This is a genomic window from Pseudarthrobacter sp. AG30, from assembly GCF_003116525.1.
In the GTDB taxonomy this organism is placed as follows: Bacteria; Actinomycetota; Actinomycetes; order Actinomycetales; family Micrococcaceae; genus Arthrobacter.
This window is the reverse complement of sequence record NZ_QEHL01000026.1, coordinates 91,996-118,504: the sequence shown is the minus strand read 5'-3', so window position 1 is coordinate 118,504 and position 26,509 is coordinate 91,996. Positions and strand designations below refer to the sequence as shown.

The 26,509-nt window shown below is 67.0% G+C and carries 20 protein-coding genes; 9 read left to right on the top strand and 11 right to left on the bottom strand.

What is annotated here, in order from left to right:
* Both DC347_RS19025 and lipB read right to left on the bottom strand, forming a co-directional pair.
* Window positions 1-537 (bottom strand): lipoyl synthase (locus DC347_RS19025; protein WP_123059241.1); only part of this gene is annotated, 537 nt, incomplete at its 3' end.
* A complete protein-coding gene (gene lipB, locus DC347_RS19020; protein ID WP_109864058.1) occupies window positions 534-1,202 on the bottom strand; it encodes a lipoyl(octanoyl) transferase LipB in 669 nt (222 codons plus the stop codon). The genes lipB and DC347_RS19025, both read right to left, overlap by 4 nt.
* 138 nt (window positions 1,203-1,340) lie before the next feature.
* Here lipB and DC347_RS19015 point away from each other — a divergent pair, with 138 nt between their 5' ends.
* Window positions 1,341-2,996, top strand: coding sequence for a serine/threonine-protein kinase (locus DC347_RS19015; RefSeq protein ID WP_109864057.1), 1,656 nt, complete (start codon window positions 1,341-1,343; stop codon window positions 2,994-2,996).
* Window positions 2,997-3,037: 41 nt separating this feature from the next.
* Here the strand turns inward: DC347_RS19015 and DC347_RS19010 are convergent, their stop codons facing one another.
* Window positions 3,038-3,940, bottom strand: a complete 903-nt coding sequence (locus DC347_RS19010; protein ID WP_109864056.1) for a TIGR01777 family oxidoreductase — start codon at window positions 3,938-3,940, stop codon at window positions 3,038-3,040.
* 73 nt (window positions 3,941-4,013) lie between these two features.
* Between DC347_RS19010 and DC347_RS19005 the strand changes: the two genes are divergently transcribed.
* Entirely contained in the window at window positions 4,014-7,547 is a 3,534-nt protein-coding gene (locus tag DC347_RS19005; RefSeq protein ID WP_109864055.1) for a S41 family peptidase, read from the top strand.
* Between the two features lie 83 nt (window positions 7,548-7,630).
* Here the strand turns inward: DC347_RS19005 and DC347_RS19000 are convergent, their stop codons facing one another.
* The 5 genes from DC347_RS19000 to DC347_RS18980 all read right to left on the bottom strand — a co-directional run bounded on the left by DC347_RS19000 (window position 7,631) and on the right by DC347_RS18980 (window position 13,743).
* Window positions 7,631-8,059 (bottom strand): OsmC family protein, encoded by a 429-nt coding sequence (locus DC347_RS19000; protein ID WP_018761077.1) that lies wholly within the window; start codon window positions 8,057-8,059, stop codon window positions 7,631-7,633.
* 151 nt (window positions 8,060-8,210) lie between these two features.
* Window positions 8,211-8,564 (bottom strand): hypothetical protein, encoded by a 354-nt coding sequence (locus DC347_RS18995; protein WP_109864054.1) that lies wholly within the window; start codon window positions 8,562-8,564, stop codon window positions 8,211-8,213.
* A 155-nt stretch (window positions 8,565-8,719) separates the two neighbouring features.
* Complete coding sequence (sucB, locus tag DC347_RS18990) at window positions 8,720-10,468, bottom strand: 2-oxoglutarate dehydrogenase, E2 component, dihydrolipoamide succinyltransferase (protein ID WP_109864053.1); 1,749 nt, start codon at window positions 10,466-10,468, stop codon at window positions 8,720-8,722.
* A gap of 114 nt (window positions 10,469-10,582) precedes the next feature.
* Complete coding sequence (lpdA, locus tag DC347_RS18985; protein ID WP_109864052.1) at window positions 10,583-11,965, bottom strand: dihydrolipoyl dehydrogenase; 1,383 nt, start codon at window positions 11,963-11,965, stop codon at window positions 10,583-10,585.
* Between the two features lie 254 nt (window positions 11,966-12,219).
* Window positions 12,220-13,743, bottom strand: a complete 1,524-nt coding sequence (locus tag DC347_RS18980; protein ID WP_109864051.1) for a leucyl aminopeptidase — start codon at window positions 13,741-13,743, stop codon at window positions 12,220-12,222.
* 255 nt (window positions 13,744-13,998) lie between these two features.
* On the opposite strand from DC347_RS18980, the gene DC347_RS18975 reads away from it, so the two are divergent.
* The 4 genes from DC347_RS18975 (at window position 13,999) to DC347_RS18960 (ending at window position 19,375) form a co-directional block, all read left to right on the top strand.
* On the top strand, window positions 13,999-14,937 hold the full coding sequence (locus tag DC347_RS18975; RefSeq protein WP_018761082.1) for a proteasome assembly chaperone family protein: 939 nt from the start codon (window positions 13,999-14,001) through the stop codon (window positions 14,935-14,937).
* Between the two features lie 51 nt (window positions 14,938-14,988).
* Complete coding sequence (locus tag DC347_RS18970; RefSeq protein ID WP_018761083.1) at window positions 14,989-16,335, top strand: nitrate/nitrite transporter; 1,347 nt, start codon at window positions 14,989-14,991, stop codon at window positions 16,333-16,335.
* 92 nt (window positions 16,336-16,427) lie between these two features.
* Entirely contained in the window at window positions 16,428-17,756 is a 1,329-nt protein-coding gene (locus DC347_RS18965) for a DUF4192 family protein (RefSeq protein WP_043423779.1), read from the top strand.
* Window positions 17,757-18,061: 305 nt separating this feature from the next.
* The gene (locus DC347_RS18960; RefSeq protein WP_018761085.1) at window positions 18,062-19,375 is read left to right on the top strand and encodes an RNA polymerase sigma factor; all 1,314 of its coding nucleotides are present in this window, start codon (window positions 18,062-18,064) and stop codon (window positions 19,373-19,375) included.
* Window positions 19,376-19,538: 163 nt separating this feature from the next.
* Here DC347_RS18960 and DC347_RS18955 read toward each other — a convergent pair whose 3' ends face one another.
* Window positions 19,539-19,760 carry a hypothetical protein gene (locus DC347_RS18955; RefSeq protein ID WP_018761086.1) on the bottom strand — a complete coding sequence of 74 codons (222 nt, stop codon included), beginning with the start codon at window positions 19,758-19,760 and terminating at the stop codon, window positions 19,539-19,541.
* 255 nt (window positions 19,761-20,015) lie between these two features.
* Here DC347_RS18955 and DC347_RS18950 point away from each other — a divergent pair, with 255 nt between their 5' ends.
* Window positions 20,016-22,124, top strand: a complete 2,109-nt coding sequence (locus tag DC347_RS18950; protein ID WP_109864050.1) for a type IIA DNA topoisomerase subunit B — start codon at window positions 20,016-20,018, stop codon at window positions 22,122-22,124.
* 40 nt (window positions 22,125-22,164) lie between these two features.
* Here the strand turns inward: DC347_RS18950 and DC347_RS18945 are convergent, their stop codons facing one another.
* Window positions 22,165-23,157: a M56 family metallopeptidase gene (locus tag DC347_RS18945; RefSeq protein WP_018761088.1), complete on the bottom strand. Its 993-nt coding sequence runs from the start codon at window positions 23,155-23,157 to the stop codon at window positions 22,165-22,167.
* Window positions 23,158-23,163: 6 nt separating this feature from the next.
* Window positions 23,164-23,547, bottom strand: a complete 384-nt coding sequence (locus tag DC347_RS18940; RefSeq protein WP_018761089.1) for a BlaI/MecI/CopY family transcriptional regulator — start codon at window positions 23,545-23,547, stop codon at window positions 23,164-23,166.
* A 262-nt stretch (window positions 23,548-23,809) separates the two neighbouring features.
* Here DC347_RS18940 and DC347_RS18935 point away from each other — a divergent pair, with 262 nt between their 5' ends.
* Both DC347_RS18935 and cydB read left to right on the top strand, forming a co-directional pair.
* Window positions 23,810-25,414, top strand: a complete 1,605-nt coding sequence (locus DC347_RS18935; protein WP_109864049.1) for a cytochrome ubiquinol oxidase subunit I — start codon at window positions 23,810-23,812, stop codon at window positions 25,412-25,414.
* Between the two features lie 44 nt (window positions 25,415-25,458).
* Complete coding sequence (gene cydB, locus DC347_RS18930; RefSeq protein ID WP_109864048.1) at window positions 25,459-26,508, top strand: cytochrome d ubiquinol oxidase subunit II; 1,050 nt, start codon at window positions 25,459-25,461, stop codon at window positions 26,506-26,508.
* Window position 26,509: the final 1 nt, after the last annotated feature.

The window sequence follows — 26,509 nt, the reverse complement described above, 5'->3', positions numbered from 1 at the left end:
GTGGGCGAAGACTTCGGGGGCGGAGTCGCAGATCGCTTTGATGTGGTCGGGGTTGCCGGAGAAGTCGGGGATGAGCAGTTCCACGCCGGTGCCGGGGTTCAGTTCGTGGATCTTGCGGACGGTTTCGGCGTAGAGCCAGACGCCTTCGTCTTGGAGGTCGTCGCGGGCCACACCGGTGACGGTGGCGTAGCGCAGTTGCATGGACTGGACGGAGCGGGCCACCTTGGTGGGTTCGAACATGTCCACAGGGGAGGGTTTGCCGGTGTCGATCTGGCAGAAGTCGCAGCGGCGGGTGCATTCGGACCCGCCGATCAGGAAGGTCGCTTCCTTGTCTTCCCAGCATTCGAAGATGTTCGGGCAGCCGGCCTCTTCACAGACGGTGTGCAGGCCTTCCTTTTTGACCAAGTTCTTCAGCCCGACGAACTCCGGGCCCATCTGGACCTTGGCCTTGATCCATTCCGGCTTCCGCTCCACCGGAACGGCAGCATTGCGCTGCTCGATCCGCAGCATCTTCCGGCCTTCAGGTGCCAATGTCACAGTAGAGCTCCTTCAGGGCTCGAAACCAATGCTTCTTCGTGCTTGTGGAATTCCTCCACGAACCGGTCCACAATATGGGCCGGACGGATGTCCTGTCCTGTTTCCAAGGACATGGTGGTCACGCCTGCATCGGTGATGCCGCAGGCAATGATCTGGCCGTAGGGGGCGAGATCGTTGCTGCAGTTGATGGCGATGCCGTGCATGGTGACGCCGTTCAAGACCCGGATGCCGATGGCGGCGATCTTGCGGTCGGGACCGATGGCGTCCGCCTTGATCCAGACGCCCGCGCGACCCTTGATGCGTTCCGCCTTGATGCCGTAGTCCGCCATGACCGTGATCATGATGTCTTCGAGGCGTTCCACGTAGTCGCGGATGCCGGCACGGTTCTTCAGCTTCAGGATGGGGTAGGCCACCAGTTGCCCGGGGCCGTGCCAGGTGAGTTTGCCGCCGCGGTCCACCGCGACGACCGGCGTGCCGTCAAACGGCCGTTCGTGGTCCTCGGTGAGCTTGCCGGCCGTATAAACGGCTGCGTGCTCCAGGAGCAGGACTGTGCTGGGGGCAACTCCGGCGACAACCTTGTCATGGAGCTCGCGCTGGGCTTCCCAGCCTTCCATGTAGTCAACGAAGTCGGGGGCAAGACCCAGCTGTGAAAACTCAAGAGTCATGGAATCCAGCTTAGACCCCGAAGCCGTCCCGGCCCGGTTTAGTGTCCAAGCTCACCGGCGGGCACCCAATGTGACTGCAGCGGCCACGGCCTGTGGATAACTTCTGCAGCCCGCCCCGGATTCCGATAGACATGGAGCATGGATGGTGCACAAGCTCCCGAAGTCCCGGGCTACGACGTCGGCCGGCTGCTTGGCCGCGGCGGCAGCGCGGATGTCTGGCTGGCCACGGAACAGCGCACGGGCAGGGACTTTGCGCTGAAGTGCTTCCGTGCCCCGGACGGCAGAGCCCGGGACGAGGCCATGCGGGAGGAGGAAGTGCGAAGGGAAATCCGCATCCTCAGTGTCTTGGACCACGCGCACCTCATCAGGGCCCACGATGCCGTGCGCGTCGCCGGGCCCGCGCCGGGGACGGCCCTGACCATGGACTTCGCCGCTGGCGGTTCGCTGGCGCAGTTGGTGGCATCCCGAGGCAGGCTCAGCGTGGGAGAAAGCGTCACCGTCCTGACTCCCGTTGCGCAGGCCCTGGGATACCTGCACGCCCAAGGCTTCACGCACTCGGACGTGGCGCCCGGGAATATCCTGTTCACCGGGCAGGGGAAACCGATGCTGTCCGACGTCGGTGTGGCCCGGATGCTCGGCGATCCTGGCCGGGCAGTGACGGCTGGAACCGGCGGCTTCGTTGACCCGTCGCCGGTTGATGCCCCCCGCGCGGGGCTTCAGCCAGGACGCGATGTGTTCTCGCTGGCCGCGATTGGTTGGTTTTGCCTGACCGGTGAAGCGCCCGGCCGCACGCTGGACCGCCCGCCGCTGTCCTTGCTGGTTCCCGGTGTCCCGAAGGAGCTTGCCGCAGCCCTCGAACAAGGGTTGAACGAGGACCGCCGGCTGCGGCCTACTGCCATGGCGCTGGGTACTGCTGTCTTCCGCAGTGCGGAGGCGCTGCCTCTTGACCTCTCGGGTGCCGTCCATCCCACGGTCCTTCCGGAGCTGCTCACCCGCCGCAGTATCCCGGCAGAAGCGAAGGGTTCCGCGCTGGGCACGAGACTCCGGAGGCTGCGGCGGCGGCTCTCGACCTTGCGGTGGCCGGGCCCGGCAGCGCGGGCCCGGATCCGCCGCTTTCCTTCGCCCCAGGCCGAAGCAACGTCACATGGGAAGCATGCGGGCGCCCCTGCCGGGGTCCGGGCACTGCATATTCCGCGGCTGCCGGCCCGGCTCGCCTTGCCGGCAGTGGGCGTGGCGGCGGCTGGGATGTGGTGGCTGGCCGCTTCCGCCGGTGCAGGACCGTGGCTCGGCGACTCCGCTCCGGGCATGCCGTCCGCTGCCGGCGTTCCGCAAGGACCGGCCGCGCCAGGCCACGACGCCGGGCGTAGCCCCGTCGACGTGCTGGCCGAGGCCCGGCAGCAAGCTGCGGCTGCCGATCCTGCGGTGGCTGTTCGGGGGCTGGCCGCGCTGCGGGATCATGCCTTCAATACCGGGAGTGTGGATCTGCTGTCCGCCGTCAACGCGCCCGGATCGCCCGCCGCGGCCGCTGACCAGGACATTGCCGGGCCATTGGGTGCTTCCCGCCAGCGCCTCGACGGTTTCGCCACGATGGTCTCGGAGGTCACGCCCGAATCCGGGTCGACGCAGGACCACGCCGTCGTGCGCTTGACCTCCGCCTCCTCGGGTTACCAGGCCGTGGGCCCGGAGAACGAGGTGCTGGCGACAGGGCCGGCCAGCCCGGCGCAGCGGCTCAGGCTGGTCCTGGTGTCCGTGGACGGCCGGTGGAAGATCAGCAACATCCTTCCGGGCGGCTGATGACGCGCCCGCGGGCAGGGCTGCCGCACCAGTGCCCCTGGTCAGCCGGCGTTGTCCTTCCCGACCACCCAGCGGGCTGCGGCGTCAAGGTTCCCGTGCTGCCACTGGAAGCCGGCAGCCGACAAAACTGCAGGCTCCATCCGCTGGCTGAACAACAGAAGCTCTTCAGCGAGCCCGGGCATCACGGTCCGCAGCACGGGCGCCGGAACCCGCAGCACGGCAGGCCGGTGCAGGGCGCGCGCCAGCGCCGCAACGATCGCATTGACGTCCGCCTGCCCGGGGGCCGCGACATTCACCGGCCCCGCCACCTGGGATTCGAGGAGGAACAGGAAGGCGGCCGAGACATCCGGAAGCGTCACCCACGGCCAGAACTGCCGGCCGTTTCCGAACGGGCCGCCCACGCCCAGCCGCAACAGCGGGAGCAGCTTGCCCAGTGCTCCGCCGGAACGGCTGAACACCACCCCGGTGCGGGGCGTCACGACGCGAACACCCTCGGGCGCCAGGTTGGCTTCGCGTTCCCACTCGATGCAGATCTGTGCCAACGTGCCTGAACCGGCAGGTGCGTCCTCGCGCAGGACCGTATTGCCGGCGTCGCCGTAATAGCCTGACGCTGATTGGCTGATGAAGGTGGCAGGCGGGGTTTCAAGCTGCGCCATGGCCTGCACCAGGGTCCTGGTGGGCGCCAGCCGCGAACTGAACAGTTCCTCGACCCTGCGCCGCGTCCAGGGCTTGTCGCCGATGCCGGCGCCGGCCAGGTTGACGACGGCGTCGGCGCCGGCAAGGGCGCCGGGGTCCAGGACGCCGGCCGCCGGATCCCACCTGATCTCTGATGCTCCCGCAGGTTGTCGGCGGACCAGTGTCACCACCGAGTGGCCGGCGTCGCGGAAGGCTGCGGACATGGAGGTGCCGATGAGCCCGGAGGCGCCGGCCATGACGATGTGCATGGTCCATCTCACCACGCCAGCGCGGCTCCGGCACCTCCCGCGGGGGCAGGCGGTGGTTGACTATGATCGAACGATGACTTCCTCGAGCTACTTCCGTTTCCCGCATCTGCACGGCGACCTGGTCACATTCGTGGCCGAGGACGACGTCTGGATCGCGCCCCTGGACGGCGGCCGGGCCTGGCGCGTCTCGTCCCTCCAATTACCCGCCCGCAACCCGCGGTTCACCCCGGACGGCAAGCGGCTGGTGTGGACGGTGGTGCAGGGCACGGCACCGGAGGTTGTCTCGGCACAGGTCGACGGCGGCGGATACCGGCAGCTCACCTACTTCGGGCACAGCAGCACCAGGGTCAAGGGGTTCACCGCCGGCGGTTCCGTGTTGGTCACCAGCGCATTCCGGCAGGCCGAAAGCCGGCACACCTACGCCTACAGTGTCCCGTTGGACGGCGGGTGGGCGCAGGAACTGCCGTACGGCCCGGTTGAATCGGTTGCGTTCGGCCCCGAGGTGGGCGACGAACGTCCGGTGGTGCTGGGGACCGTGCTGTCCCGCGAACCGGCATGGTGGAAGCGGTACCGCGGCGGTACCGCCGGAAAGCTGTGGATCGACAACGACGGCAACGGCGAATTCGAACGGCTGCTGCCCGACCTGGACGGCAATCTCGCCGACCCCCTGTGGGTGGCTGGCCGGATCGCCTTCCTCTCCGACCATGAGGGCTACGGCAACCTCTACTCGGTGCTGCCCAACGGACAGGACCTGCGCCGGCACACCGACCACCAGGACTTCTACGTCCGGCACGCCGCCACCGACGGCAAACGGGTCATCTTCGAATCCGCCGGTGAACTTTGGGTCTTGAGTGACCTCGAAGCGGAGGCGGTCAAGCTGGAGATCTCCCTGGGCTCTGCCTCGCAGACCAGGCGTCCGGCCCTCCTCGACCCGGCAAAACACCTCGGCGCCGTGGCACCAGATACCACCGGAGCCGCCAGCGCCGTCGAATCGCACGGAACCATCCACTGGGTGCGCCACAAGGACGGGCCCTCCCGCATCATCGAGGCAACCCCGGGTGTCCGCGGGCGCCTGCCCCGGCCCCTGGGCGACGGCCGCATCGCCTACATCGCCGACCACGACGGCGTCGAGGCGCTGCACATCAAGGACATCGCCGCACCTGTCCCGCACAGTGCCCAGCAGGCGACGGCACCGGGCCAGGAACCTACGGCGGACCACTCCGCCGACGCCGGACAAACGGGCACGGAGGGCCCCGAAACGCCCAACCTGCCGCAACCGGTCCCGGCCTCCGGCGCCGCAGTCCTTGCGGGCGGAAACCAACATGTTCCCGCCGACGACGACCAGCAGGCAGACGTCGCCCCGCAGGACTCGACGGCCGCCGCGGAAAACAGGGAGGACACGGCGCCCACCGGCATCACCGTCCCCACGCCGTCGCGGGCCAGTTCGCTCGAAGCCAGCCCGGACGGCCGGTGGATAGCACTGGGCACCTCGTTCGGCGACGTCCACGTGGCCGACACCCGAACCGGTAACCTCACGCGCGTTGCCAGCATCGGCGAAGGCAGCATCTCCGAGCTGGCCTGGTCCGCCGACTCGCGCTGGCTGGCGTGGTCGGAACCGGTCACGTCCTTCGGCTCACGCAGCCGCCTGCGCCTGGCCACCGTGGACCGCCTCGACGCCGATCCCGTGGAGGTCACTGACGGCCGTTTCCGCGACGCCTCGCCGTCGTTCACCCCTGACGGCAAGTTCCTGGCGTTCCTGTCCAACCGCAGCTTCGATCCGGTCTACGACGGGCACTCGTTCGACCTTTCCTTCCCCAGCCCCATCAAGCCCTACCTGGTGGCACTCGCAGCTGACACGCCGTCGCCCTTTGGCCCGTCGGTGGATCCCGCCGGCGGGGAGACCGCACCCGAAACCGTAAAGGACGGCGCGGACGCAAGCGAAGGGCAGCAAGACAGCGCGGCAGCTGTCCACGTCGACCCGGAAGGCCTGGCGCACCGCGTCATCGGGGTTCCCGTACCCCAGGGCAACTACAGCTCACTGAAGGCCGTGGACGGCGGACTCCTGTGGCTCGACTCCGTCCTGGCCGGCGTGACCGGCGACGGCAAGGCCAGCCAGGAGGACAAGGACGCCCGCCCCAGCCTGGTCCGCTACGACGTCGCCCGCCGCAAGCAAGCCACGCTGGTGGACGCCGTTGACAGCTACCGCCTGTCCGGGGACCGCAGCAAGGTGGTCCTGGTCTCGGACAAGCAGGTCACTGCCGTTCCATCCGATGCCAAGGCGGATGAGGAATCCGGCAAAGCCGTCAAAGTGGACCTGGGCAGGATCAGGGTCCTGCTGGACCCGCTTAGCGTCTGGGGACAGGCGTTCGATGAAGCCTGGCGCCTGCAGCGCGACTTCTTCTGGACCGAAGACATGGCCGGCCAGGACTGGGAATCCATCCGCGCCCGGTACCGTCCGCTGGTGGACCGCCTCGGCTCGCACGATGACCTGGTTGACCTGCTGTGGGAGCTGCACGGCGAACTCGGCACATCCCACGCCTACGTGCGCCCGGCCGCAGTGACCGAGCGGGGCAGCCGCGGGCAGGGCCGCCTCGGCGCCGACCTCACCCACACACCGCAGGGCTGGGAGATCACCCGCATCCTGGCCGGTGAGTCCTCCGATCCGCTCGCCACGTCGCCGCTAACCCGGCCGGGTGTCAGCGCCAAGGCAGGGGACATCCTCCTTGCCATCGATGGTGTCCCCTTGTCACAGGCCGTCACCCCGGCCATGCAGCTGGTGGGTGCGGCCGGACGCGCAGTGGAGCTGACCCTGCTCAACGGCCCGGGACATGGCGGCGCTGCAGGGACCCAGCGGCGGGTCGCCGTCGTGCCTGTCAAGGACGAGGAACGGCTGCGGTACCAGGAATGGGTCGCCGGCAACCGGCGCACCGTCCGCGAGGCCTCGGACGGAACATTCGGCTACCTCCACATTCCGGACATGATGGCCAACGGCTGGGCCCAGCTGCACCGGGACCTGGACACCGAAACCGCGCTGGACGGACTCATTGTCGATGTGCGCCGGAACCGTGGCGGACACACGTCCCAGCTGGTCGCTGAGCTGATCGGCCGCAAGGTCACCGGCTGGAGCATGCCGCGCGGGGAGAAGCCCCGGACGTATCCGCACCACGCTCCGCGCGGGCCGGTGATCATTCTCGCCGACGAATTCGCGGGCTCGGACGGTGACATCATCACCCAGGTCTCCAAACTGCGGGGGATCGGGCCGGTCATCGGAACGCGGACCTGGGGCGGCGTGGTGGGCATCGACAACCGCTTCTCCCTGGCCGACGGCACGGGAGTCACCCAGCCCAGGTACGCCACCTGGTTCGGCGGCGGTGTTGGGTGGAGCGTTGAAAACTACGGCGTGGACCCGGACATCGAAGTGACCTACCCGCCGCACGCCTACGCCGCCGGCCGCGATCCCCAGCTTGAGTACGGCATCGGCGCGCTCAAGGAAATGATCCAGGAACTGCCCACCGACCGTCCGCCGGCCCGCTCCGGATACCGCCGCCTGAAGCCTGCGCCGCTGCCCGCCCGCCGGCAGGCCAGCCAGGCGGAGACGCCTGCCTAGGTTTTTCCGGGTAAACCAAAAGGCCCTGCTCCGCCGGACATCCGGCGGGACAGGGCCTTTTTGGTGCTCTATGCCGGCAAGGCTCAGGCCTGAAGCGTGGCATCCAGGGTGATCTCGATCCCGGCGAGGGCCTGGGAGACCGGGCAGCCCTTCTTCGCGGCCTCGGCGATCCGCTGGAAGTCCTCCTCCGAAATGCCGGGGATGCGGGCATTCAGGGTCAGGTGGCTGCCCGTGATGCCGGTCCCCGGCTGGAAGCCGACCTCGGACTTGGTGTTGACTTCCTCAGGCGTGAAGCCGGCCTGGCTCAGTTCGTGGCTGAACGCCATGGAGAAGCATGCCGAGTGGGCGGCGGCGATCAGCTCTTCCGGGCTGGTCTTTCCGCCGGCGGCCTCGGTGCGCGCCTTCCAGGTGACATCGAAGGTGCCAAGGCCGGAGCTGTCCAGGGTGGTGTTGCCCGAACCCTCCGTCAGGCTTCCGGTCCATACAGTGTGCGCATTGCGTGTTGTCGCCATGTCTCTCCTCAGCGTCGGTTCGAATCCGGGCCGGCCACCCGCGGCCGGGCCCGCCGTTTCCCATCCTAGGGACCACGTCCGTCCGGTGCACGGGTTGTCCGCTCTCAGAGGATTATGACCGGACAGACGTTTACGGCCGGCTGGTGCGGGGCTACTGCCAGATGGTGGCGATGGCCACGTTCACCAGTGCCAGGCCGCCCACGCCGTGGGCCAGGCCGGTGGAGACAGGCTGCCCGTTCTTGACCTTGCGTGTCCCGGTGACGGCCAGGACTGCCACGACGACGGCAATGACGAATTTGATGCCCAGCTTGGCGTAGTTCGGATCCTTGTCCGGGAGGAACGGCAGGATGCCCATCATGGCAATGCCGGTGAGGAGCTGCAGGAACGCGCCATCGCGCTGGCGCGGGTGGACGGTGGGGGTCCGCATCGTGGCAATCCAGTAGCCTACGATCATGGCGGCTCCCACGACGTGCAGGAAGACCAGGATGTTGAAGAGAATAGTCATGGCACCAGCTTAGCCAGTCAGTTCTACGGCCCGTAGCAAAGCCACGCCACGGCGGTCCCGGGAGCGGCTGCGTTGGTTAAACCGCGACGGCGGCGCCGGCCGCGGGCGGTTTCCCACCTGCGCCGGCACCGCCGTCGCTGTCTTTGCTGCGGAGGCTAGAGCCCCAGATCAGCTTCGAAAGCGCCCTCTTCGAGGCGTGCCTTCAAGGTCTGGAGGAAGCGGCCGGCGTCCGCACCGTCCACCAGGCGGTGGTCGTACGTCAGGGACAGGTACATCATGGAGCGGATGGCGATCGAGTCGTCACCGTTTTCGTCAGCAACCACGACGGGCCGCTTGACGATGGCGCCGGTGCCCAGGATGCCCACCTGCGGCTGGTTGATGATCGGGGTGTCGAACAGGGCACCAACGGAACCAATGTTGGTGATACTGAAGGTGCCGCCGGAGAGTTCGTCCGGACCGATCTTGCCGTCGCGGGTGCGGGATGCGACGTCGGCGATCTTGCCGGCGAGGCCGGCAAGGTTCAGGTTGCCGGCGTCGGCGATGACTGGAACCAGCAGGCCCTTGTCGGTGTCGACGGCGATCGCCAGGTGCTCGGCGTTGTGGTAGGTGATTTCCTGCTTGTCTTCGTCGTAGGCAGCGTTGAGCTTCGGGTGCTGCTTGAGGGCCTCGGCCACAGCCTTGGCGATGAAGGGCAGGAAGGTCAGCTTGGTGCCGTTCTGGGCCTGGAAGGAGTTCTTGGCCCGGGCGCGCAGCTTGGCGACCTTGGTCATGTCCACCTCGTGGACCTGCGTCAGCTGCGTGGAGACCTCGAGGGATTCGCGCATGCGGCGGGCGATGACCTGGCGGATGCGGGGAGCCTTCTGGGTGGTGCCGCGCAGGGAGGAGGCAGCAGCGCCGGAAGCGGCCGGAGCGGACGCGGCAGGCGCTGCAGCCGGAGCTGCGGCGGGAGCGGCTTTTGCCTCTGCCGCGGCGATGACATCCTGCTTGCGGATGCGGCCGCCGACGCCGGTGCCGGACAGCGAGGAGATGTCAACGCCGTGCTGGTTGGCGAGCTTGCGGACCAGGGGAGTGACGTAGCCGGACTCGGAACCGCCGGCCGGGGCTGCCTCCTGGGCTGCGGGTGCAGCGGGTGCTGCAGCCGGGACGGGAGCCGCCGCAGGTGCCGGGGCGGGAGCCGCGGCAGGGGCAGGAGCTTCCTGCTTGGGGGCTTCCCGCTTCGGTGCCTCCTGCTTGGGGGCCTCGGGAGCAGGTGCGGCAGCCGGAGCCGGAGCCGCAGCAGCGGGAGCGCCGGAGCCAATAACGGCGAGCACGGAGCCGACCTCGGCGGTTTCGTCCTCGTTGACCCGGATTTCCTGCAGGGTGCCTGCCACCGGAGACGGAATTTCGGTGTCCACCTTGTCAGTGGAAACCTCGAGCAGCGGCTCGTCCACCTCAACGGAGTCGCCTACGGCCTTCAGCCAGCGGGTGACGGTGCCTTCGGTGACGCTTTCGCCGAGCGCGGGCAGGGTGACGTCGTGGCTTTCGCCGCCGGCCGCCGGTGCCTGCTGGGCACGAGCTTCCTGGGCCGGTGCTTCCTGGGCGGGAGCAGCCTCAGCCGGTGCGGGTGCTTCCCGGGCCGGTGCTTCCTGCGCAGGGGCTTCTTCGGCGGGTGCGGAACCGCCGCCGGAGCCGTCGCCGATGCGCACCAGGGGTGCGCCTACCTCGGCGGTCTCATCTTCAGCGACCAGGATTTCTTCAATCACGCCAGCTACGGGAGAGGGGATTTCAGTGTCTACTTTGTCGGTGGAGACTTCGAGCAGCGGCTCGTCCACCTCTACCCGGTCACCTACCTGCTTGAGCCAGCGGGTGACGGTTCCTTCGGTGACACTCTCACCGAGGGCGGGCAAGTTAACGGATTCAGACATGTCGTCCCCGTTCTCCTTATTGATCTTTAGTGCGAATGATTGCTGCCATGGTGGAAGCCTAGTGCACCCGGCCTGCGCGGCCGGGTGCACCAGGCCTGGTAATACTGTGGAAAATCAGCCGTGCAGCGGCTTGCCGGCCAGCGCCAGGTGGGCTTCGCCGAGGGCCTCGTTCTGGGTGGGGTGGGCGTGCACCAGCTGGGCGACGTCCTCCGGGTAGGCTTCCCAGTTCACGATCAGCTGGGCCTCGCCCACCTGCTCGCCCATGCGGGCTCCGATCATGTGGACGCCAACCACGGGGCCGTCCTTCTGGCGGACCAGCTTGACCAGTCCGGAGGTGCCCAGGATGGAGCTCTTGCCGTTGCCGGCCAGGTTGTACTCCTGGGTCTGGACCTGGTCGTCGCCGAACTTTTCCTTGGCAGCCTTCTCGGTGTAGCCAACCGTGGCGATTTCGGGTTCGGAGTAGGTGACCTTGGGGATGTTGATGTCCTCGACAACCACCGGCTTCAGGCCGGCGATTTCCTCGGCAACGAAGATGCCCTGCTGGTAACCACGGTGCGCCAGCTGCACGCCGGGAACGATGTCGCCCACCGCGTAGATGTTGCCGACGCCGGTGTGCAGGCGCTCATTGGTGATGACGAAGCCGCGGTCAATGGTGATCCCCGCGTCCTCGTAGCCCAGGTTGGCGGTGACGGGGCCGCGGCCAACGGCAACCAGCAGCAGGTCGGCTTCGAAGGTCTTGCCGTCCACGAGGGTGACCTTGACGCCGTCGTCATTCTGCTCGACACCCTGGAAGAACACGCCGGTGGAGAACTTGATGCCGCGCTTCTTGAAGGCACGCTCGAAGTTCTTGACGATCGTCGCGTCCTCGTTGGGAACGAGGGAGGGGAGGCCTTCGACGATGGTGACGTCCACGCCGAACGACTTCCAGACCGAGGCGAACTCGACGCCGATGACGCCGCCGCCGAGGATGATGGCGCTCTTGGGGATGTAATCCATGGTGAGGGCCTGGTCCGACGTGATGACCTTGCCGCCGATTTCCAGGCCGGGCAGGGTGCGGGAGTAGGAGCCGGTTGCCAGGACGATGTTCTTGCCCTTGTAGGCGGTGCCGTTCACGACGACGGTGTCGGTGCCCTGCAGCTTGCCTTCACCCTCGATGACGGTGATGCCCTTGGACTTGATGAGTCCCTGCAGGCCCTTGTACTTGCCGGCGATGATGCCGTCCTTGTAGGCGTTGACAGCGTTGATGTCGATGCTGTCGAGGGTGACGTTCACGCCGTACTTGGCGGAGTCACGGGCGTGGTCGGCCAGCTCAGCAGAGTGCAGCAGGGCCTTGGTGGGGATGCAGCCGTTGTGGAGGCAGGTGCCGCCCAGCTTGCCCTTCTCCACGAGGCCGACGGTAAGGCCCAGCTGTACCGCCCGCAGCGCCGCGGCGTATCCGCCGCTGCCGCCACCGAGTACCAGGATGTCGAATTCTTGCGCAGTTGCCTGATCGGCCACTAAAACGCTCCCTCGCGTGAACGATGACGCGATCAGCGCGCATCATCTGGTCTTGGAACTTGCACTGCCGTGATTATGTCAGCAGGGCAACTCTCTTGCATTTGTGACTACCGTGGTTCACCTTAGCGAACCACCTATCCATGCTCCACCTTGGCGGCACGTTTGTGGAGCGCTTGTGGCCAGTGTCACGCGGCTTTGTGGCGGAGGGATCACCCCCGCCGCAAAGCCGCGCGGCACGGCCCGTCAAGCCTTGATCAGGCCGCGGCGAGGATGTCCTCGACGTACGCGACCAGGGTCCGGACGGTGCAGCCGGTGCCCTGCTTGTGTGTGTAGCCGTACGGGCTGCCGTTGTTGAATGACGGCCCGGCAATGTCGATGTGCGCCCACGGGATCTGCGCGCCCGCCTTATCCTTACCCACGAACTCGCGCAGGAAAACGGCAGCGGTCATCATGCCGCCGTGCCGCTCTCCGATATTGGCAAGGTCCGCCACCTGGGAGTCCAGGCTGGGGCGCAGTTCTTCCGGCAGGGGCATCGGCCAGACCAGCTCGCCGGCGCGGTCCGCGGCAACCTTGAGCGCGCCGGTGACGCTGTCCGAGCCCATGATGCCCGCGGTGCGGTTGCCCAGTGCGATAAGCTGCGCGCCGGTAAGGGTGGCGACGTCAATGATGGCGTCCGGGTATTCGCCGCTCGCTGCGACGATGCCGTCCGCCATGACCAGCCGGCCTTCGGCATCCGTATTAAGTACTTCCACGGTCTTGCCGCCGTACATGGTCAGGACATCGGCGGGGCGGGAGGCGGCACCGCCGGGCATGTTTTCGGCGATGCACAGCCAGGCCGTGGCCTTGACGGGCAGGCCCAGCCCGGCGATGGCCAGGACAGTGTTAAGGACGACGGCGGCGCCCGCCATATCGCTCTTCATGTCACCCATGTTCAGGGCCGGCTTGAGGGAAATTCCGCCGGTGTCGAACGTGATGCCCTTTCCGACGAGGGCGATCTTCGACGTCGCCTTGGCGGGGGAGTATTCGACCTTCACCAGGCGCGGCTGCCGCGAGGAGCCCTTGCCAACGCCCATGATGCCGCCGAAGCCTTCCTTCTCCAGGCGCTTCTCGTCCCAAACGGTCACCTTCACCGGAAGGCCCTTGGCGAGATCCTTGGCGGCCTCTGCGAAGGATTCCGGGTACAGGTGGCTGGGCGGGGTGTTGACGAGGGACCGGGTCGCATTCACGGCCTTGGCCACCAGGCCTGCGCGCTTCAGCGCGGAGTCCACCCCGGCGGTGCCGGCCAGTTCGGTGAAGATCACGGCGTTCCGGACCGGGTCCTTCAGCCCGTCAGTCGAGGACCGGAACTCGGTGAAGGAGTAGGCGCCCAGCGCCGCGCCCTCGGCGACGGCAGCGACGTCCTGCACGGTCGCCGTCGGAAACGCCAGGGTGACTGTGGCCAGGCCCGCAAGCTGGCGGACCGCCGAGCCTGCGGCGCGGCGAAGCGACTCGCCTGCCAGCGGTTCGCCGGCCGCGACCTTGCCAACCCCGGCCAGGGCCAGGATCCCGGCTCCGGTTTCGGGCAGCCCCGGCAGGCGTACAAGCTGGTCTGCCGCGCCGGTAACGCCCAGCGCCTTGAGGGATTCCGTGAGGGCTTCCGCGGACTTTGCCGTCAACGGGTTGTCCAGGAGAACGGGCCCGTCGGTTCCCTGCCCCACCCCGATGACCACTGCCTCGCTGGCGCTCTTCTTCAAGTCCCGCGAGACGGTACTAAGGTTGATTTCAGTATTCTTGACCACAGGGATGAGTCCTCAATTCTCGAAACGTTCGGGCAGGAATGCATGTTGGGCGCTCTGCCATGGTGGCCCGGCTCCGGCCGTCGTGGACCGCTCCGGGTGCGTGCCAGCCCGCCTGGCAGGCCAGTTCCGATCGTAGCCCTTCCGTGCCACGGCGGGAGAATTTCCTGAGATGTGCGCCACACGGGGTGCCGGAATGCCCGGCCCGTCCGCCGCGTTATGCAAGATGTCCACCCGAACCCCTGAAAGGAACACGCCGTGCTTGAACGGATTTCCGGCTCCCTGCTGGACCCCGACGCGCTCTACGCCAGCAACATCGAGCTGTTCCACAGCCCCGATCTGCGGGGGTTGAACCTGGTCATGGGTTTCACCGGTTTCGCCGACGCCGGCCACGTGGTGAAGCAGATCAACGCCGAACTGCTGGACACCCTCGATGCCCAGCCGGTGGCGGTCTTCGACGCCGACCAGCTGATCGACTACCGGTCCCGCCGCCCGCACCTGAGCTTTGTGGAAGACCACATCCAGGACTACCAGGAGCCGCGGCTGGCCCTGTACCGCCTCGTCGACGGCCTCGGCAAACCGTTCCTCCTCCTGGCTGGATTCGAACCCGACCTGCAGTGGGAGCGGTTTGCCCGCGCCGTGGTCAACATCGTGGAGAAACTCGATGTCAACCTGGTCACGTGGATCCACTCGATCCCCATGCCGGTCCCGCACACCCGTCCCGTGGGCGTCACGGTGCACGGAAACCGGCCTGAGCTGATTGAAGGCATTTCGGTGTGGAAGCCCACCGTGGAAGTTCCAGCCGCCGTCGGCCACATCCTGGAATTGCGCCTCGTCGAAGCCGGACGCAATGTCGCCGGCTACGTCATCCACGTGCCGCACTACCTTGCGGAGGCAGAGTACCCCACGGCCGCCGTCGCCGGCCTCGAATACCTCGGTGCTGCGACGTCGCTCATGCTGCCCACCGACCGGCTGCGTGAATCGGGCCGTGACGTCAGCCGCCAGATCGCCGAGCAGATCGAGGCGTCCGAGGAAGTCCAGCAGGTGGTGGCCCGCCTCGAAACGCGCTACGACGAGAAGGCCGACGGCATGGTGCGGCGCTCGCTCCTGGCCAATGAAAATGACGAGCTTCCCGACGCCGACGACCTCGGCGCCGCCGTGGAGGCATACCTGGCCAGGGAGAATCCGAAGCCGTAGCGGCGCGTCACGGCTTCGGGGGAGCCTGCCGGGGCCGGGCATAATGAACTAGTGACTGCTCCCCGCGCCTGGCTGATTTGGACCGTTGGAATTTTCGGGTACCTGGTGGCCGTGGCGCAACGCACCTCCTTCGGGGTAGTGGGCCTTGAGGCCACCGAGCGCTTCCATGCCACGGCCTCGGCCATATCCTTTTTCACGGTCCTGCAACTGCTGGTCTACGCCGGGTTGCAGATCCCGGTCGGATTGCTGGTGGACAGGTTCGGCTCCCGGGCAATGATCGCCGGCGGTGCCGTGCTGATGGGGCTGGGCCAGTTGCAGCTTGCCTTTGCCGAGAGCATCCCGGGCGGGGTCCTGGGCCGCGTGCTGGTGGGAGCCGGCGATGCCATGACCTTCATCTCGGTGATCCGGCTCATCCCGCTGTGGTTTGCTCCGGTCCGCGTCCCCCTGGTGACCCAGCTGACCGGCATGTCCGGCCAGCTGGGGCAGCTGTTCAGCGTCCTTCCCTTCGCGCTCGTCCTGCACCTGTCGGGCTGGACTCCCGCCTTCCTGATGCTGGCCGGGATGTCGGCCCTCGCCGTCGTGCTGGTCCTCCTGCTGCTGCAGGACGTTCCGCCGGGCACCGAACGCCCGGACGCCCGGCAGGGGCTGAAAGCAACCGGCGTCTCGCTGGCGCGCGCCTGGCGCCAGCCCGGAACCAGGCTGGGAATGTGGAGCCACTTCACCATCCAGTTCAGCGGCACCGTGTTCGCGATGACCTGGGGCTACCCGTTCCTGATCTCCGGTCAGGGCCTGGACGCCGGTACCGTTGCAGCTCTGATGGCGCTGTATGTTGCCGCTGCCATGGCCGTGGGCCCTTTCATTGGCCGCTTCGTTTCCCGCCACCCGCTGAGACGCTCCACGATGGTCCTGCTCATTGCCGGTTTCACGGCCGCCGCCTGGGCCGCGGTGCTGTTGTTGCCCGGCAGGTCTCCGCTGTGGCTGCTGGCCATGCTGGTGGTCGTCCTCGCCATCGGCGGCCCGGGGTCGATGATCGGTTTTGACTTCGCGCGGACTTTCAACCCCGCGCACCGGATCGGGACGGCCACCGGCATCGTCAATGTTGGCGGTTTCATTGCCGCCCTGGTGTCCATCTTCCTGATCGGCCTGGTGTTGGACCTGCTCTATGCCACCGGATTCTCGCAGGGTGTCCTGTATGGCCTGGACCCGTTCCGGCTGGCCCTCAGCGTCCAGTTCCTGCTGCTCGCGATTGGATCGGCAGCGATCGTTGCCTCCAGGCGAAAGGTGCGCCGGCAGATGGCGGCGCAGGGAATCGTCGTGCCGCCCCTGCGCAGTGCCTTGGCGCGGCAGCGCCGGGAGAGCCTGGCCCGCCGCCGGCAGCCTGCACCTACCGACGACTAAGGGCGCAGGCCACTGGTCCTCCACCGCTCGGGTTTCCCACATAGCCGAACGGCCCGGTGCGCGCTGCGCGGCAGGGGGCCAATGCTGGAGCCATGACAGCTCCGGAACGATTGACAGTCCACGGCCCCGAAGACATCCTCGGCTTCATCCCGCATTCGCTGGGATACTGGCCGGCATCGAGTCTCGTGGCCATGACCTTGCGCGGCACCACGCTGGGAGCCACGCTGCGGCTTGACCTTCCCGACCTGGAGACACAGGTGGACCCGTCGGGGTTCGCCCGCGCCGTCCGCCGCTACCTGCAGTCTGACGTTGAGGCCGACGGCTCGCTGCTGGCGATTTTTACCACCGACGCCGGGGCGGCGCCGCCTACCGCCTACGACCAACTGGTCCGCGACGTGCAGGCTGTCCTGGACCAGGCGGGCATGCCTGTCCGTCACGCGTGGTTCGTGGGCGACGCGTATTGGCGGGACGCCCTGTGCCGGGACTCGTCGTGTTGCCCACCGCCCGGCCGCCCGGTCCAGCAGATCAGGGACAGCACGCTTAATGCCGAGATGGTGTACCGGGGCAGCAGCATCGAGGCAGCGCCGGGATCGGGCACTGCGCACGTGCCGGCGCTGCCGGGCAAATATGTGGCCTCCGTCCTGGCGCGGGAGGACGGCTGGATGGAAGAACTGGCCGGGCGGACCCGGAGCAGGGCCCAGTTCAGCTCCGTGCTGGACTTCTGGGAGAGGATCCTGGGCCAGCCGGCCGCGACGCCGTGGCAACCGGACGCCGAGCGCGATGCGTTCCTTCGCGCCACCATCTTCGTGCCGACTTGGCGCGATGCCGTTCTGGTCATGGCAGCAGCGGGCAGGAGTGCCGCGGAGGCAGGAGCTGAGCTTTTCGGGGCCCTTGACGATGTGGGTGCGTCTGAGGTTGCCGGCGACTCCGCCGTGTTCGCGCCGTTAGCCTCGCCGGCCGCATGCCTGGACACGGCGCCGCGGTTGCGGACGCCGGGGTTCGGGGCTGCAACAGCGCCTGCGCGGCTGGGCCGGGACCGCCGGCCACGTTTACTGAACCCCGCCGGACCTCCGGTTGCCGGTTACGGCGAGATCCTGATGGGAGTGGCGCCTGAGGTGCCCTGCTGGGCGGCCCTGGACATGTTGGACCGCGTCCTTGAACACTTGGCAGCGCCGGGCGGACGGGCCGGGGCTGCAGCCTTGGCCGGCAGGGGATGGATAGCCTGGTGCCGCGGCCGCGGATCGTACGCGGCCGCCTACCTGGGCGAGGCGCTCCGGCTTGAGCCCGGGTACAGGCTGGCGGAATTGTTGCTGGACATTGTCGCGCGGGGTGCGCTCTGCGGCTGGGCGGCGCGGAAGGACGCTGCCTGGCAGAAATTCGGGCCGGATCCCTTTGGGCCGGAGCGCGGAGGTGTGGTCTGACGCCCGGCCGTGGTGGCCCCGGGCCACGCCTCTCAGGGGCGCCGGAAGCGCTGGGGTGGTAATGGATGCCGGCAGGAGAGGCCGGATTCGGCCAAATCATGAGACAATGGATGCCGAGACCCGGTTGGGTCCGTGTATCGAGTGCTTGTAACCGTGCCCGCAAGGGAACATTACAGCCGCTCCGGGAGTTGTCTTAAGTGACTCTGCCGGCCGTGGTGGCGCTTGGTTTCCACCACGGACTTGACAGGGTCATAGTGGTGTTGCCCGTATGGTGATTCCACAGACCACCGCTAGAAAGGTTTTCTGTGACCCCGTCTTCCACGAAGAAGGATTCCGCCGCCCAGGATGTCTTGTCCCCTGAGGAGAAGCAGGCCGCGACCAACGCCAAGCGGGCAGCTACGCGGGCAGCCAACAAGGCTTCGTCCGGTGAGGCTGCAGCGGACGGCAAGCGCGAGCCGAAGAAGCGCGGGCCCAAACCGGGCGCCAAAGCTGCAGCAGAGGCTGCCGGCAAGTCCACCGGTGACGTTGACCCGGACGACGTCGAGGAGGTCGAGGAGGACATCGACGACATCGTCCTCGAAGGCCCCGACGCGGTCGAGGATGCCGACGCCGATCCCGTCAAGGGTGCCGCCGGCAGCGGCAAGGGCTTCGTCTACTCCGACGCCGACGACGACGACGCCCCGGTCCAGCAGGTCATGTCCGCCGGCGCCACCGCCGACCCCGTCAAGGACTACCTGAAGCAGATCGGCAAGGTGGCACTGCTCAACGCCGAGCAGGAAGTCGACCTGGCTCTCCGGATCGAAGCCGGACTGTTCGCCGAAGAAAAGATCGCTGCCGACGGGGACACCATGGACCCCAAGTACAAGCGCGAACTCGAATTCATCATCCACGACGGCAAGCGCGCCAAGAACCACCTCCTGGAGGCCAACCTCCGCCTCGTGGTTTCCCTGGCCAAGCGCTACACAGGCCGCGGCATGCTCTTCCTGGACCTCATCCAGGAAGGCAACCTGGGCCTGATCCGCGCCGTGGAGAAGTTCGACTACACCAAGGGCTTCAAGTTCTCCACGTACGCCACCTGGTGGATCCGGCAGGCGATCACCCGCGCCATGGCCGACCAGGCCCGTACCATCCGTATTCCGGTGCACATGGTTGAGGTCATCAACAAGCTGGCCCGTGTCCAGCGCCAGATGCTGCAGGACCTCGGCCGCGAACCCACGCCCGAGGAACTGGCGCTGGAACTGGACATGACCCCGGAAAAGGTTGTCGAGGTCCAGAAATACGGCCGCGAACCAATCTCGCTGCACACTCCCCTGGGTGAGGATGGCGATTCCGAGTTCGGTGACCTGATCGAGGACTCCGAGGCGGTGGTCCCTGCCGACGCAGTGAGCTTCACCCTGCTGCAGGAACAGCTGCACTCGGTACTGGATACCCTCTCCGAGCGCGAAGCAGGCGTCGTTGCCATGCGGTTCGGCCTCACCGACGGGCAGCCGAAGACTTTAGACGAAATCGGCAAGGTCTACGGCGTCACCCGCGAGCGGATCCGGCAGATCGAATCGAAGACGATGTCCAAGCTCCGCCACCCGTCACGGTCGCAGGTGCTGCGCGACTACCTGGACTAGATCTCCAGCGCAAAAGCCAGGCCGCCCCGACCCCACCCTGCGGTGGGCCCGGGGCGGCCTGGCTTCTTAACCCCCGTGAGGTTCCCCCTAAGGACGGTTAAACGCCGGTGGGACCCATCCATTCGGACAGGTCCCACCGGGTTCGTTGTTACCGATGCCTCATCTAGTCGATCTCGACGGGAGCCTTCTCGTGAAGCTTTCCCGTCTCGTCGTGCCAGTCGGAGCTCAACGGCTTAAGCGTCGCCTCCACTGCACGGGCGTGGTGGCCACAGAACAGCAGCTCACCGCCGGAGGACTCGAGTACAACCCGGACATATGCCTGAGCTCCGCAACGGTCGCACCGGTCCAGTGCGTTGAGCGTGCGGTCTGCCACTGCTGTTGTCATGTCGGCCTCCTTAGTAGATCAGTACATCTATATAACCAGCATTCGTATCCAATCCATCGCAAGGATGGGGCAAGTTCGCTGTGCGCGTATCCGCAAGGTTGGGTCAAGAATGTCCCACCGACTGCCGGGACCCTGCCCGTGGCGCGCCGCACAGCGGCCGGCGGGTGTGGCAGCAGGCTCCTGTCGCTGCCGCCGACTACCCTAGAGGGAGCGGTTCCAGTGCCGCTCCCACGTCCCTGAAGGAGTTCATCACCAGTGGCACCAAGCTCTGAGTACACCGCCCGGCACCTTTCCGTCCTGGAAGGGCTCGAAGCTGTCCGCAAGCGCCCGGGCATGTACATCGGCTCAACCGACTCGCGCGGCCTTATGCACTGCCTCTGGGAAATCATCGACAACTCGGTGGACGAGGCCCTGGCAGGCTTCGGCCACGACATCCGCATCATCCTTCACGCGGACAATTCCGTCGAAATCCACGACGACGGCCGCGGCATTCCCATCGACAAGGAGCCCAAGACGGGGCTCACCGGCGTCGAGGTGGTATTCACCAAGCTGCACGCAGGCGGCAAGTTCGGCGGTGGCTCCTACACCGCGTCCGGCGGCCTCCACGGCGTTGGCGCCTCAGTGGTCAACGCCCTCTCCTCACGCCTCGACGTTGAGGTGGACCGCGGCGGGAAGACCTACCGGATGTCGTTCCGCCGCGGCGAACCCGGCCGGTTCAAGGACACCGGGTCCAAGCCCGATCCGGCAGCGCCCTTCACGCCGTTCGTCAACGACTCTGTCCTGGACGTCACGGGCAAGGCCAAGCGCGGAGTAACGGGGACCCGCATCCGCTACTGGGCGGACCGGCAGATCTTCACGCCGGACGCGAAGTTCTCCTACGAGGACCTCGCAGCCCGTGCCCGGCAGACCTCGTTCCTGGTTCCCGGGCTCAAGCTCACCGTGCGCGACGAACGCAAGCTCCCGGGAACCCCCGGTGAGGCAGGCCCGCACGAAGAAATCTTCCACCACGACGGCGGCATCTCGGAGTTCGTCGAATTCCTGGCCGCCGATCCGGCCGTCACCGATGTGTGGCGGCTGCACGGTTCCGGCAAGTTCAAGGAAACCGTCCCTGTCCTGGACGAACGGGGCCACAGCCAGCTGGCGGAGGTCGAACGGGACTGCGAAGTGGACGTGGCCCTGCGCTGGGGCATTGGTTACGACAGCACCGTCCGCAGCTTCGTGAACATCATTGCCACCCCGAAAGGCGGCACCCACCAGTCCGGCTTCGAGCAAGCCCTGGTCAAGACGTTCCGCAAAGCCGTGGAAACCAATGCCCGCAAGCTCAAGGCCGGCAACGACAAGATCGACAAGGACGACATCTTCGCCGGCCTGACCGCAGTCCTGACCGTCCGGCTCGCCGAGCCGCAGTTCGAGGGGCAAACCAAGGAGATCCTCGGCACCAGCGCCGTCCGCGCCATCGTGGCGCGGGTGGTGGAACGGGAGATCACCGCCAAGCTCACCTCCAGCAACCGGAACGACAAAGCGCAGTCGGCCCTGCTGCTGGAAAAGATCGTCAACGAGATGAAGTCCCGCATCTCGGCCCGCGTGCACAAGGAGACGCAGCGGCGCAAGAATGCCCTGGAAACGTCCTCGATGCCCACCAAGCTCGCTGACTGCCGCACGGACGACGTCGAACGCTCCGAACTCTTCATCGTGGAAGGCGACTCCGCCCTCGGCACCGCCAAGCTGGCCCGCTCGTCCGATTTCCAGGCCCTGCTGCCCATCCGCGGCAAGATCCTGAACGTGCAGAAGGCATCGGTGGGGGACATGCTCTCCAACGCCGAATGCGCGGCCCTCATCCAGGTGGTGGGCGCCGGCTCCGGCCGCAGCTTTGACATCAGCGCCGCCCGGTACGGCAAGGTCATCCTCATGACGGACGCCGACGTGGACGGCGCCCACATCCGGACCCTGCTGCTGACCCTGTTCTTCCGCTACATGCGGCCCATGATCCTCGAAGGCCGGGTCTTCGCGGCGGTTCCCCCGCTGCACCGGGTGGAGGTTATCAACGCCGGCCAGAAGGCCAACGAGATGATCTACACCTACTCCGAAGCCGAGCTCCACGTGCTGCTGGCGCGCCTGGCCAAGGAGGGGAAGCGGTACAAGGAACCCATCCAGCGGTACAAGGGCTTGGGGGAGATGGACGCCGAGCAACTGGCCGAGACCACCATGGACCCACGCCACCGGACCCTTCGGAAGGTGGGCATCGAGAATGCCCAGCAGGCGGAGGAGATCTTCGACCTCCTGATGGGTTCGGATGTCTCCCCGCGCAAGGACTTCATCATCGCCGGGGCGTCCAGCCTTGACCGGGAGCGCATCGACGCCTGAGGGTGCCGGCCTTCGGCAGGTCAACCACCGCGGCGGCAGGTCAGCCGAGCAGCCCCGGAACCACGAGCAAAGCGGTTGGCAGCGCGAGCAGCAGGATGCAGCCGGCCAGGACGGCACTGCGGGCCGCGGCCGGCAGTTGGGGCTGGGGTGTCAGCAGGCGGCTGACCCTGGACGCTGCAGTCCGGACCGCGTCCGAGCCCGGTCCCATGGAGGCCGCCTCCAGCCCTGAAAGCGCCAGGCTGGGTGAGGACGGCCGGATGCCACCAGCTTCGGGGTTCGCTGCCGAGCCGCTGGCGACGATGGCGATGGCCTTGATCAGGGTCGCCTTGCTCTCGGTCCGCAGGGCGACGTCGTCAGCCAGCATCTCGATGAGTGAGTTGACCGATTCCTGGGCAAGGCGGGTGGTGGGCAGCCAGGGCAGCGCCTGCCGCCAGGCGGCAAACGCCCAGAGCAGCAGGTGGTGCCGTTGGCTCAGGTGGGCGTTCTCATGGATGAGGACGGCGCGGAGTTCAGCCGGCTCGAGGGCGGCCATCAGGCCGTCCGACAGGACGGTCACAGAGCGGGCCCCACCCGGCAGGCAGTAGGCCACCGGGGAATCATGGCTGATGACCAGGGTTCCGGTGTCCTGTCCGGACGGTGAGGCCAGCAGGGCCAGGAGTTCACGGTGCCGCCGCCGCTGCCGCTGGATCTTGTAGTAGGTGAGCAGCAGGGTGAAGACCAGGTGAGCGGTCAGCAGGGCCGCGGCGGACAGGGCGAAGATGTGCCAGAACCCCAATGCCGTGGTGGGAGCGCTGAAAAGTACCATGCCGGCGAGGGCCCGAAGGCCGGCCACCAGGTTGTCGCCAATCGGCTCCAGGCCATAGACCAGCATGGCGCCGATCATGGACAAGCCACCTGCGAGGGCGATCGCCTGCCAGAGCAGCATCGCGGTGAAGGGCGACCTGGCCGGCCATTGTGCCTTCGAAAGGAGGATCGGCACCGGCCACGCAAGGACTATCGCAAGGACCGCCAGCAGGTACGAGGCCCAGAACATGGTTTGCTAGAGGTGGCCAAGCAGTTTGCGCAGCGTAGCGGCTTCACCTTCGGAGACCGATCCTATGAAGCGGGCGAGGACTGCCTCGCGGTCGGGTGCTGACCCGAGGACCTCATGCATGAGTTCGGCAGTGTGGTCGGCGCGGCTGGAAACAGCCTGGTAGCGGTGCGGGCGGGTGCCCCGTTCGCGTTCCACCAGCCCTTTTTTCTCCAGCCGGGAGAGCACGGTAAGTACAGTCGTGACAGCCAGTTCCTTGCCCTCGTGGCCCGCCCCGCCCTGTGCAGCCGACGAGCGCGCCAACTGGTCCCTCAGGGTGTTGGCCGTAGCCGCTTCCTGGCCCGCCCAGAGCAGGTCCATGACCGCCCGTTCCAGTTCACCAAGACTAGCCATTTCACTTTTCCTTTATTTCCCCGCACCGTGCGCTTTTCGCTGCGCCGATGACGTCACGCGGCTGTTCAACTACAGAACTAAATTTACCCCGAAACCCTGCTTCTTTCTACATATGGTAGAACATCTGGCGTGGCGGGCCGGGACGCGCCATCCTAGGGGTGTGGCGGATGGTTTTTTGCAGCCACCGACAATGTTCTACACTGTGTAGAAGTTAGAGTTCTACGAAGCGTAGAAAACTGCACTGCTAACAGTAGGGACTGCCATGGACGCCTTGGAAATCGCACGCTGGCAATTCGGTATCACCACCGTCTACCACTTCATGATGGTGCCGCTGACCATCGGCCTGGGCCTCGTGGTAGCGGTGATCCAGACCGCTTGGTACCGCACCGGCAAGCCGGAATACCTGCGGATGACCAAGTTCTGGGGGAAGCTGTTCCTCATCAACTTCATCATGGGCGTCGCCACCGGCATCGTGCAGGAGTTCCAGTTCGGCATGGCCTGGAGTGAGTACAGCCGGTTCGTGGGCGATGTCTTTGGCGCCCCGCTGGCGCTGGAAGCCCTCCTGGCCTTCTTCGTGGAGTCCACCTTCCTGGGCCTGTGGATCTTCGGCTGGAAACAGCTCAAGCCGGCCATCCACCTCGCCTGCCTCTGGGTGGCCGTCATCGGCTCAGCCCTCTCTGCCTACTTCATCATTGTGGCCAACAGCTGGATGCAGCACCCGGTGGGCGTGGAAATGGTGAACGGCCGGCCCGTGATGACCGACGCCTGGGCAGTCTTCACCAACAACACTGCCCTGGTGGCCGTCCCGCACACCCTGTTCGGCGCCCTCGCCGTAGCCGGCGGCTTCCTCCTCGGCATCGCCTGGTACCACCTGTGGCGGAGGCGGCACGACGGCGTCGACACCGTGGGTGCCGACGGCCGGGCCATCCCCGGTGAGGACGCCCGCATCCCCGGCCGGGACCGCGCCGACTACAGCGTGTGGATCCGGTCCCTGCGCATCGGCGCCGTGGTGGCCATGATCTCGTTCGCAGGCACAGCGGTCACCGGTGACCTCCAGGGCAAGCTTATGTTCCAGCAGCAGCCCATGAAGATGGCCGCCGCCGAAGCTGCCTGCCACGACGGCACGGGCTTCTCCGTCCTGAGCGTCGGCAACGTGGGATCGAAGAACTGCGACGACGTCGTGGCAGTCATCGAGGTCCCCGGCATCCTGTCCTTCCTGGCCAAGGGTGACTTCACCACCGAGGTGAAGGGCGTCAACAGCCTGCTGCCCGAGTACAAGGAGAAATACGGAACCAACCTGCCGGACAACCCGATTTACGGTGACCGCGCCGGCCAGGAGATCCAGTACGTACCCGTCATGGAAGTCACGTACTGGGGCTTCCGGATGATGATCGGCTTTGGCGGCCTTGCCGCCCTGGCCGCGCTGGTGGCACTCTGGATCACCCGCAAGGGGACGGTACCGGAATCCCGCTGGCTGATGCGCCTGGCAGTGTTCGGCATCCTGGCACCCTTCGGCGCCAACGCCGTCGGCTGGATCTTCACCGAAATGGGCCGCCAGCCGTTCGTTGTGGCCCCCAACCCGGACCCCAGCGGCATCGACCAGGTGTTCATGTTCACCGCCGCCGCCGTTTCCCCCGGGGTCTCCGCGGGCGAGCTGATCGCTTCCCTGGTGGCACTGACCGCCGTCTACGCCGTCCTGCTGGTGGTGGAAGTGAAACTGCTGGTGAAGTACATCCGCGGCGGCGTGGTCTCCGCGATGCCCGAACTTGCCCACGCACCGGCCGATGAGAATGAGGACCGGACCCCGGGCGACGACGGCACCGGGGAAGCCAGGGCCGCCGACGACGTCCTGGCCTTCGCCTACTAGCCGCACCGGACCCAACAGGCTCCAACGAGCAGAGGAAACGAACAATGGAACTGCTTCCCACCATCTGGTTCATCGCCATCGCGGTGCTCTGGACCGGCTACCTCTTCCTGGAGGGCTTCGACCTGGGCGTCGGGATGCTGATGAAGATCTTCGCCCGCAACGACACCGAGCGCCGGGTGCTCCTGAACACCGTCGGACCCGTATGGGACGGCAACGAGGTGTGGCTCCTGACCGCCGGCGGCGCAACGTTCGCGGCCTTCCCGCTCTGGTACGCCTCCCTGTTCTCCGCGCTTTACCTGCCGCTCCTGGTGGTTTTGTTGGCCCTGATCTTCCGTGCCGTGGCCTTCGAATACCGAGGCAAGGTGGATACCGACAGCTGGCGGAGCCGCTGGGACTGGGCCATTGCCCTGGGCTCCTTCTTCGCGGCCTTCGGCGTTGGAGCCGCCCTGGCCCTGACCACCACCGGCCTGCCGCTGAACGCCAACGGCGACCGGGAAGGTGGCCCCATGGCATGGTTCAGCGGCTTCGCCCTGCTGGGGGGTGCGGCCGTGGTGGGATTCTCCCTGCTGCACGCCCTGGCCTTCCTGGCCCTGAAGACCGACGGCGACGTGCGGCACCGTGCGCGCCGGTGGTTCGTGCGGCTCCTGCCGGTCCTGCTCCTGCCGATTGCCGCATGGGCCCTTGCCATCCAGTTCATGGACGGCAAGCCCTGGACCTGGGCCGCCGTCGTCCTCGCCGTGGGCGCTGCCGCAACGGCTTGGCTGCTGGCCCGGAAGGGCTCCGAGGGACGGGCATTCCTCGCATTGGGCGCCTTCCTGGTGCTGGGCACCACTGCCATCTTCGGGGCGGTGTTTCCGGTGGTGCTGCCTTCCACGCTGGACAGTGCCTTTGACCTGACCATCTCCAACGCCTCTTCCTCGGATTACACCCTGGGCCTGATGAGCATTGTCGCAGCCGTTGGCCTTCCCCTGGTGATCGCGTACCAGGCCTGGACCTACTGGGTGTTCCGCCGCCGCGTCAGCGCCGCCCACATCCCGGAAGCCCACAGCTTCCTGCCGGCCGTGGCCGCCAAGGCGTTCACCATCAAGGGCTGAC

What these genes read in the sequence shown, in the direction of transcription:
- DC347_RS19010 (WP_109864056.1), bottom strand. Translation starts at nt 3,940, where the DNA reads ATGCACATCGTCATGGCCGGCGCCTCCGGGCTCATCGGCACCTCCATG.
- DC347_RS19000 (WP_018761077.1), bottom strand. Translation starts at nt 8,059, where the DNA reads ATGGCGACAACACGCAATGCGCACACTGTATGGACCGGAAGCCTGACG.
- DC347_RS18995 (WP_109864054.1), bottom strand. Translation starts at nt 8,564, where the DNA reads ATGACTATTCTCTTCAACATCCTGGTCTTCCTGCACGTCGTGGGAGCC.
- DC347_RS18935 (WP_109864049.1), top strand. Translation starts at nt 23,810, where the DNA reads ATGGACGCCTTGGAAATCGCACGCTGGCAATTCGGTATCACCACCGTC.
- lipB (WP_109864058.1), bottom strand. Translation starts at nt 1,202, where the DNA reads ATGACTCTTGAGTTTTCACAGCTGGGTCTTGCCCCCGACTTCGTTGAC.
- DC347_RS18965 (WP_043423779.1), top strand. Translation starts at nt 16,428, where the DNA reads ATGACAGCTCCGGAACGATTGACAGTCCACGGCCCCGAAGACATCCTC.
- cydB (WP_109864048.1), top strand. Translation starts at nt 25,459, where the DNA reads ATGGAACTGCTTCCCACCATCTGGTTCATCGCCATCGCGGTGCTCTGG.
- DC347_RS18945 (WP_018761088.1), bottom strand. Translation starts at nt 23,157, where the DNA reads ATGTTCTGGGCCTCGTACCTGCTGGCGGTCCTTGCGATAGTCCTTGCG.
- DC347_RS18955 (WP_018761086.1), bottom strand. Translation starts at nt 19,760, where the DNA reads ATGACAACAGCAGTGGCAGACCGCACGCTCAACGCACTGGACCGGTGC.
- sucB (WP_109864053.1), bottom strand. Translation starts at nt 10,468, where the DNA reads ATGTCTGAATCCGTTAACTTGCCCGCCCTCGGTGAGAGTGTCACCGAA.
- DC347_RS19015 (WP_109864057.1), top strand. Translation starts at nt 1,341, where the DNA reads ATGGATGGTGCACAAGCTCCCGAAGTCCCGGGCTACGACGTCGGCCGG.
- DC347_RS19005 (WP_109864055.1), top strand. Translation starts at nt 4,014, where the DNA reads ATGACTTCCTCGAGCTACTTCCGTTTCCCGCATCTGCACGGCGACCTG.
- DC347_RS18940 (WP_018761089.1), bottom strand. Translation starts at nt 23,547, where the DNA reads ATGGCTAGTCTTGGTGAACTGGAACGGGCGGTCATGGACCTGCTCTGG.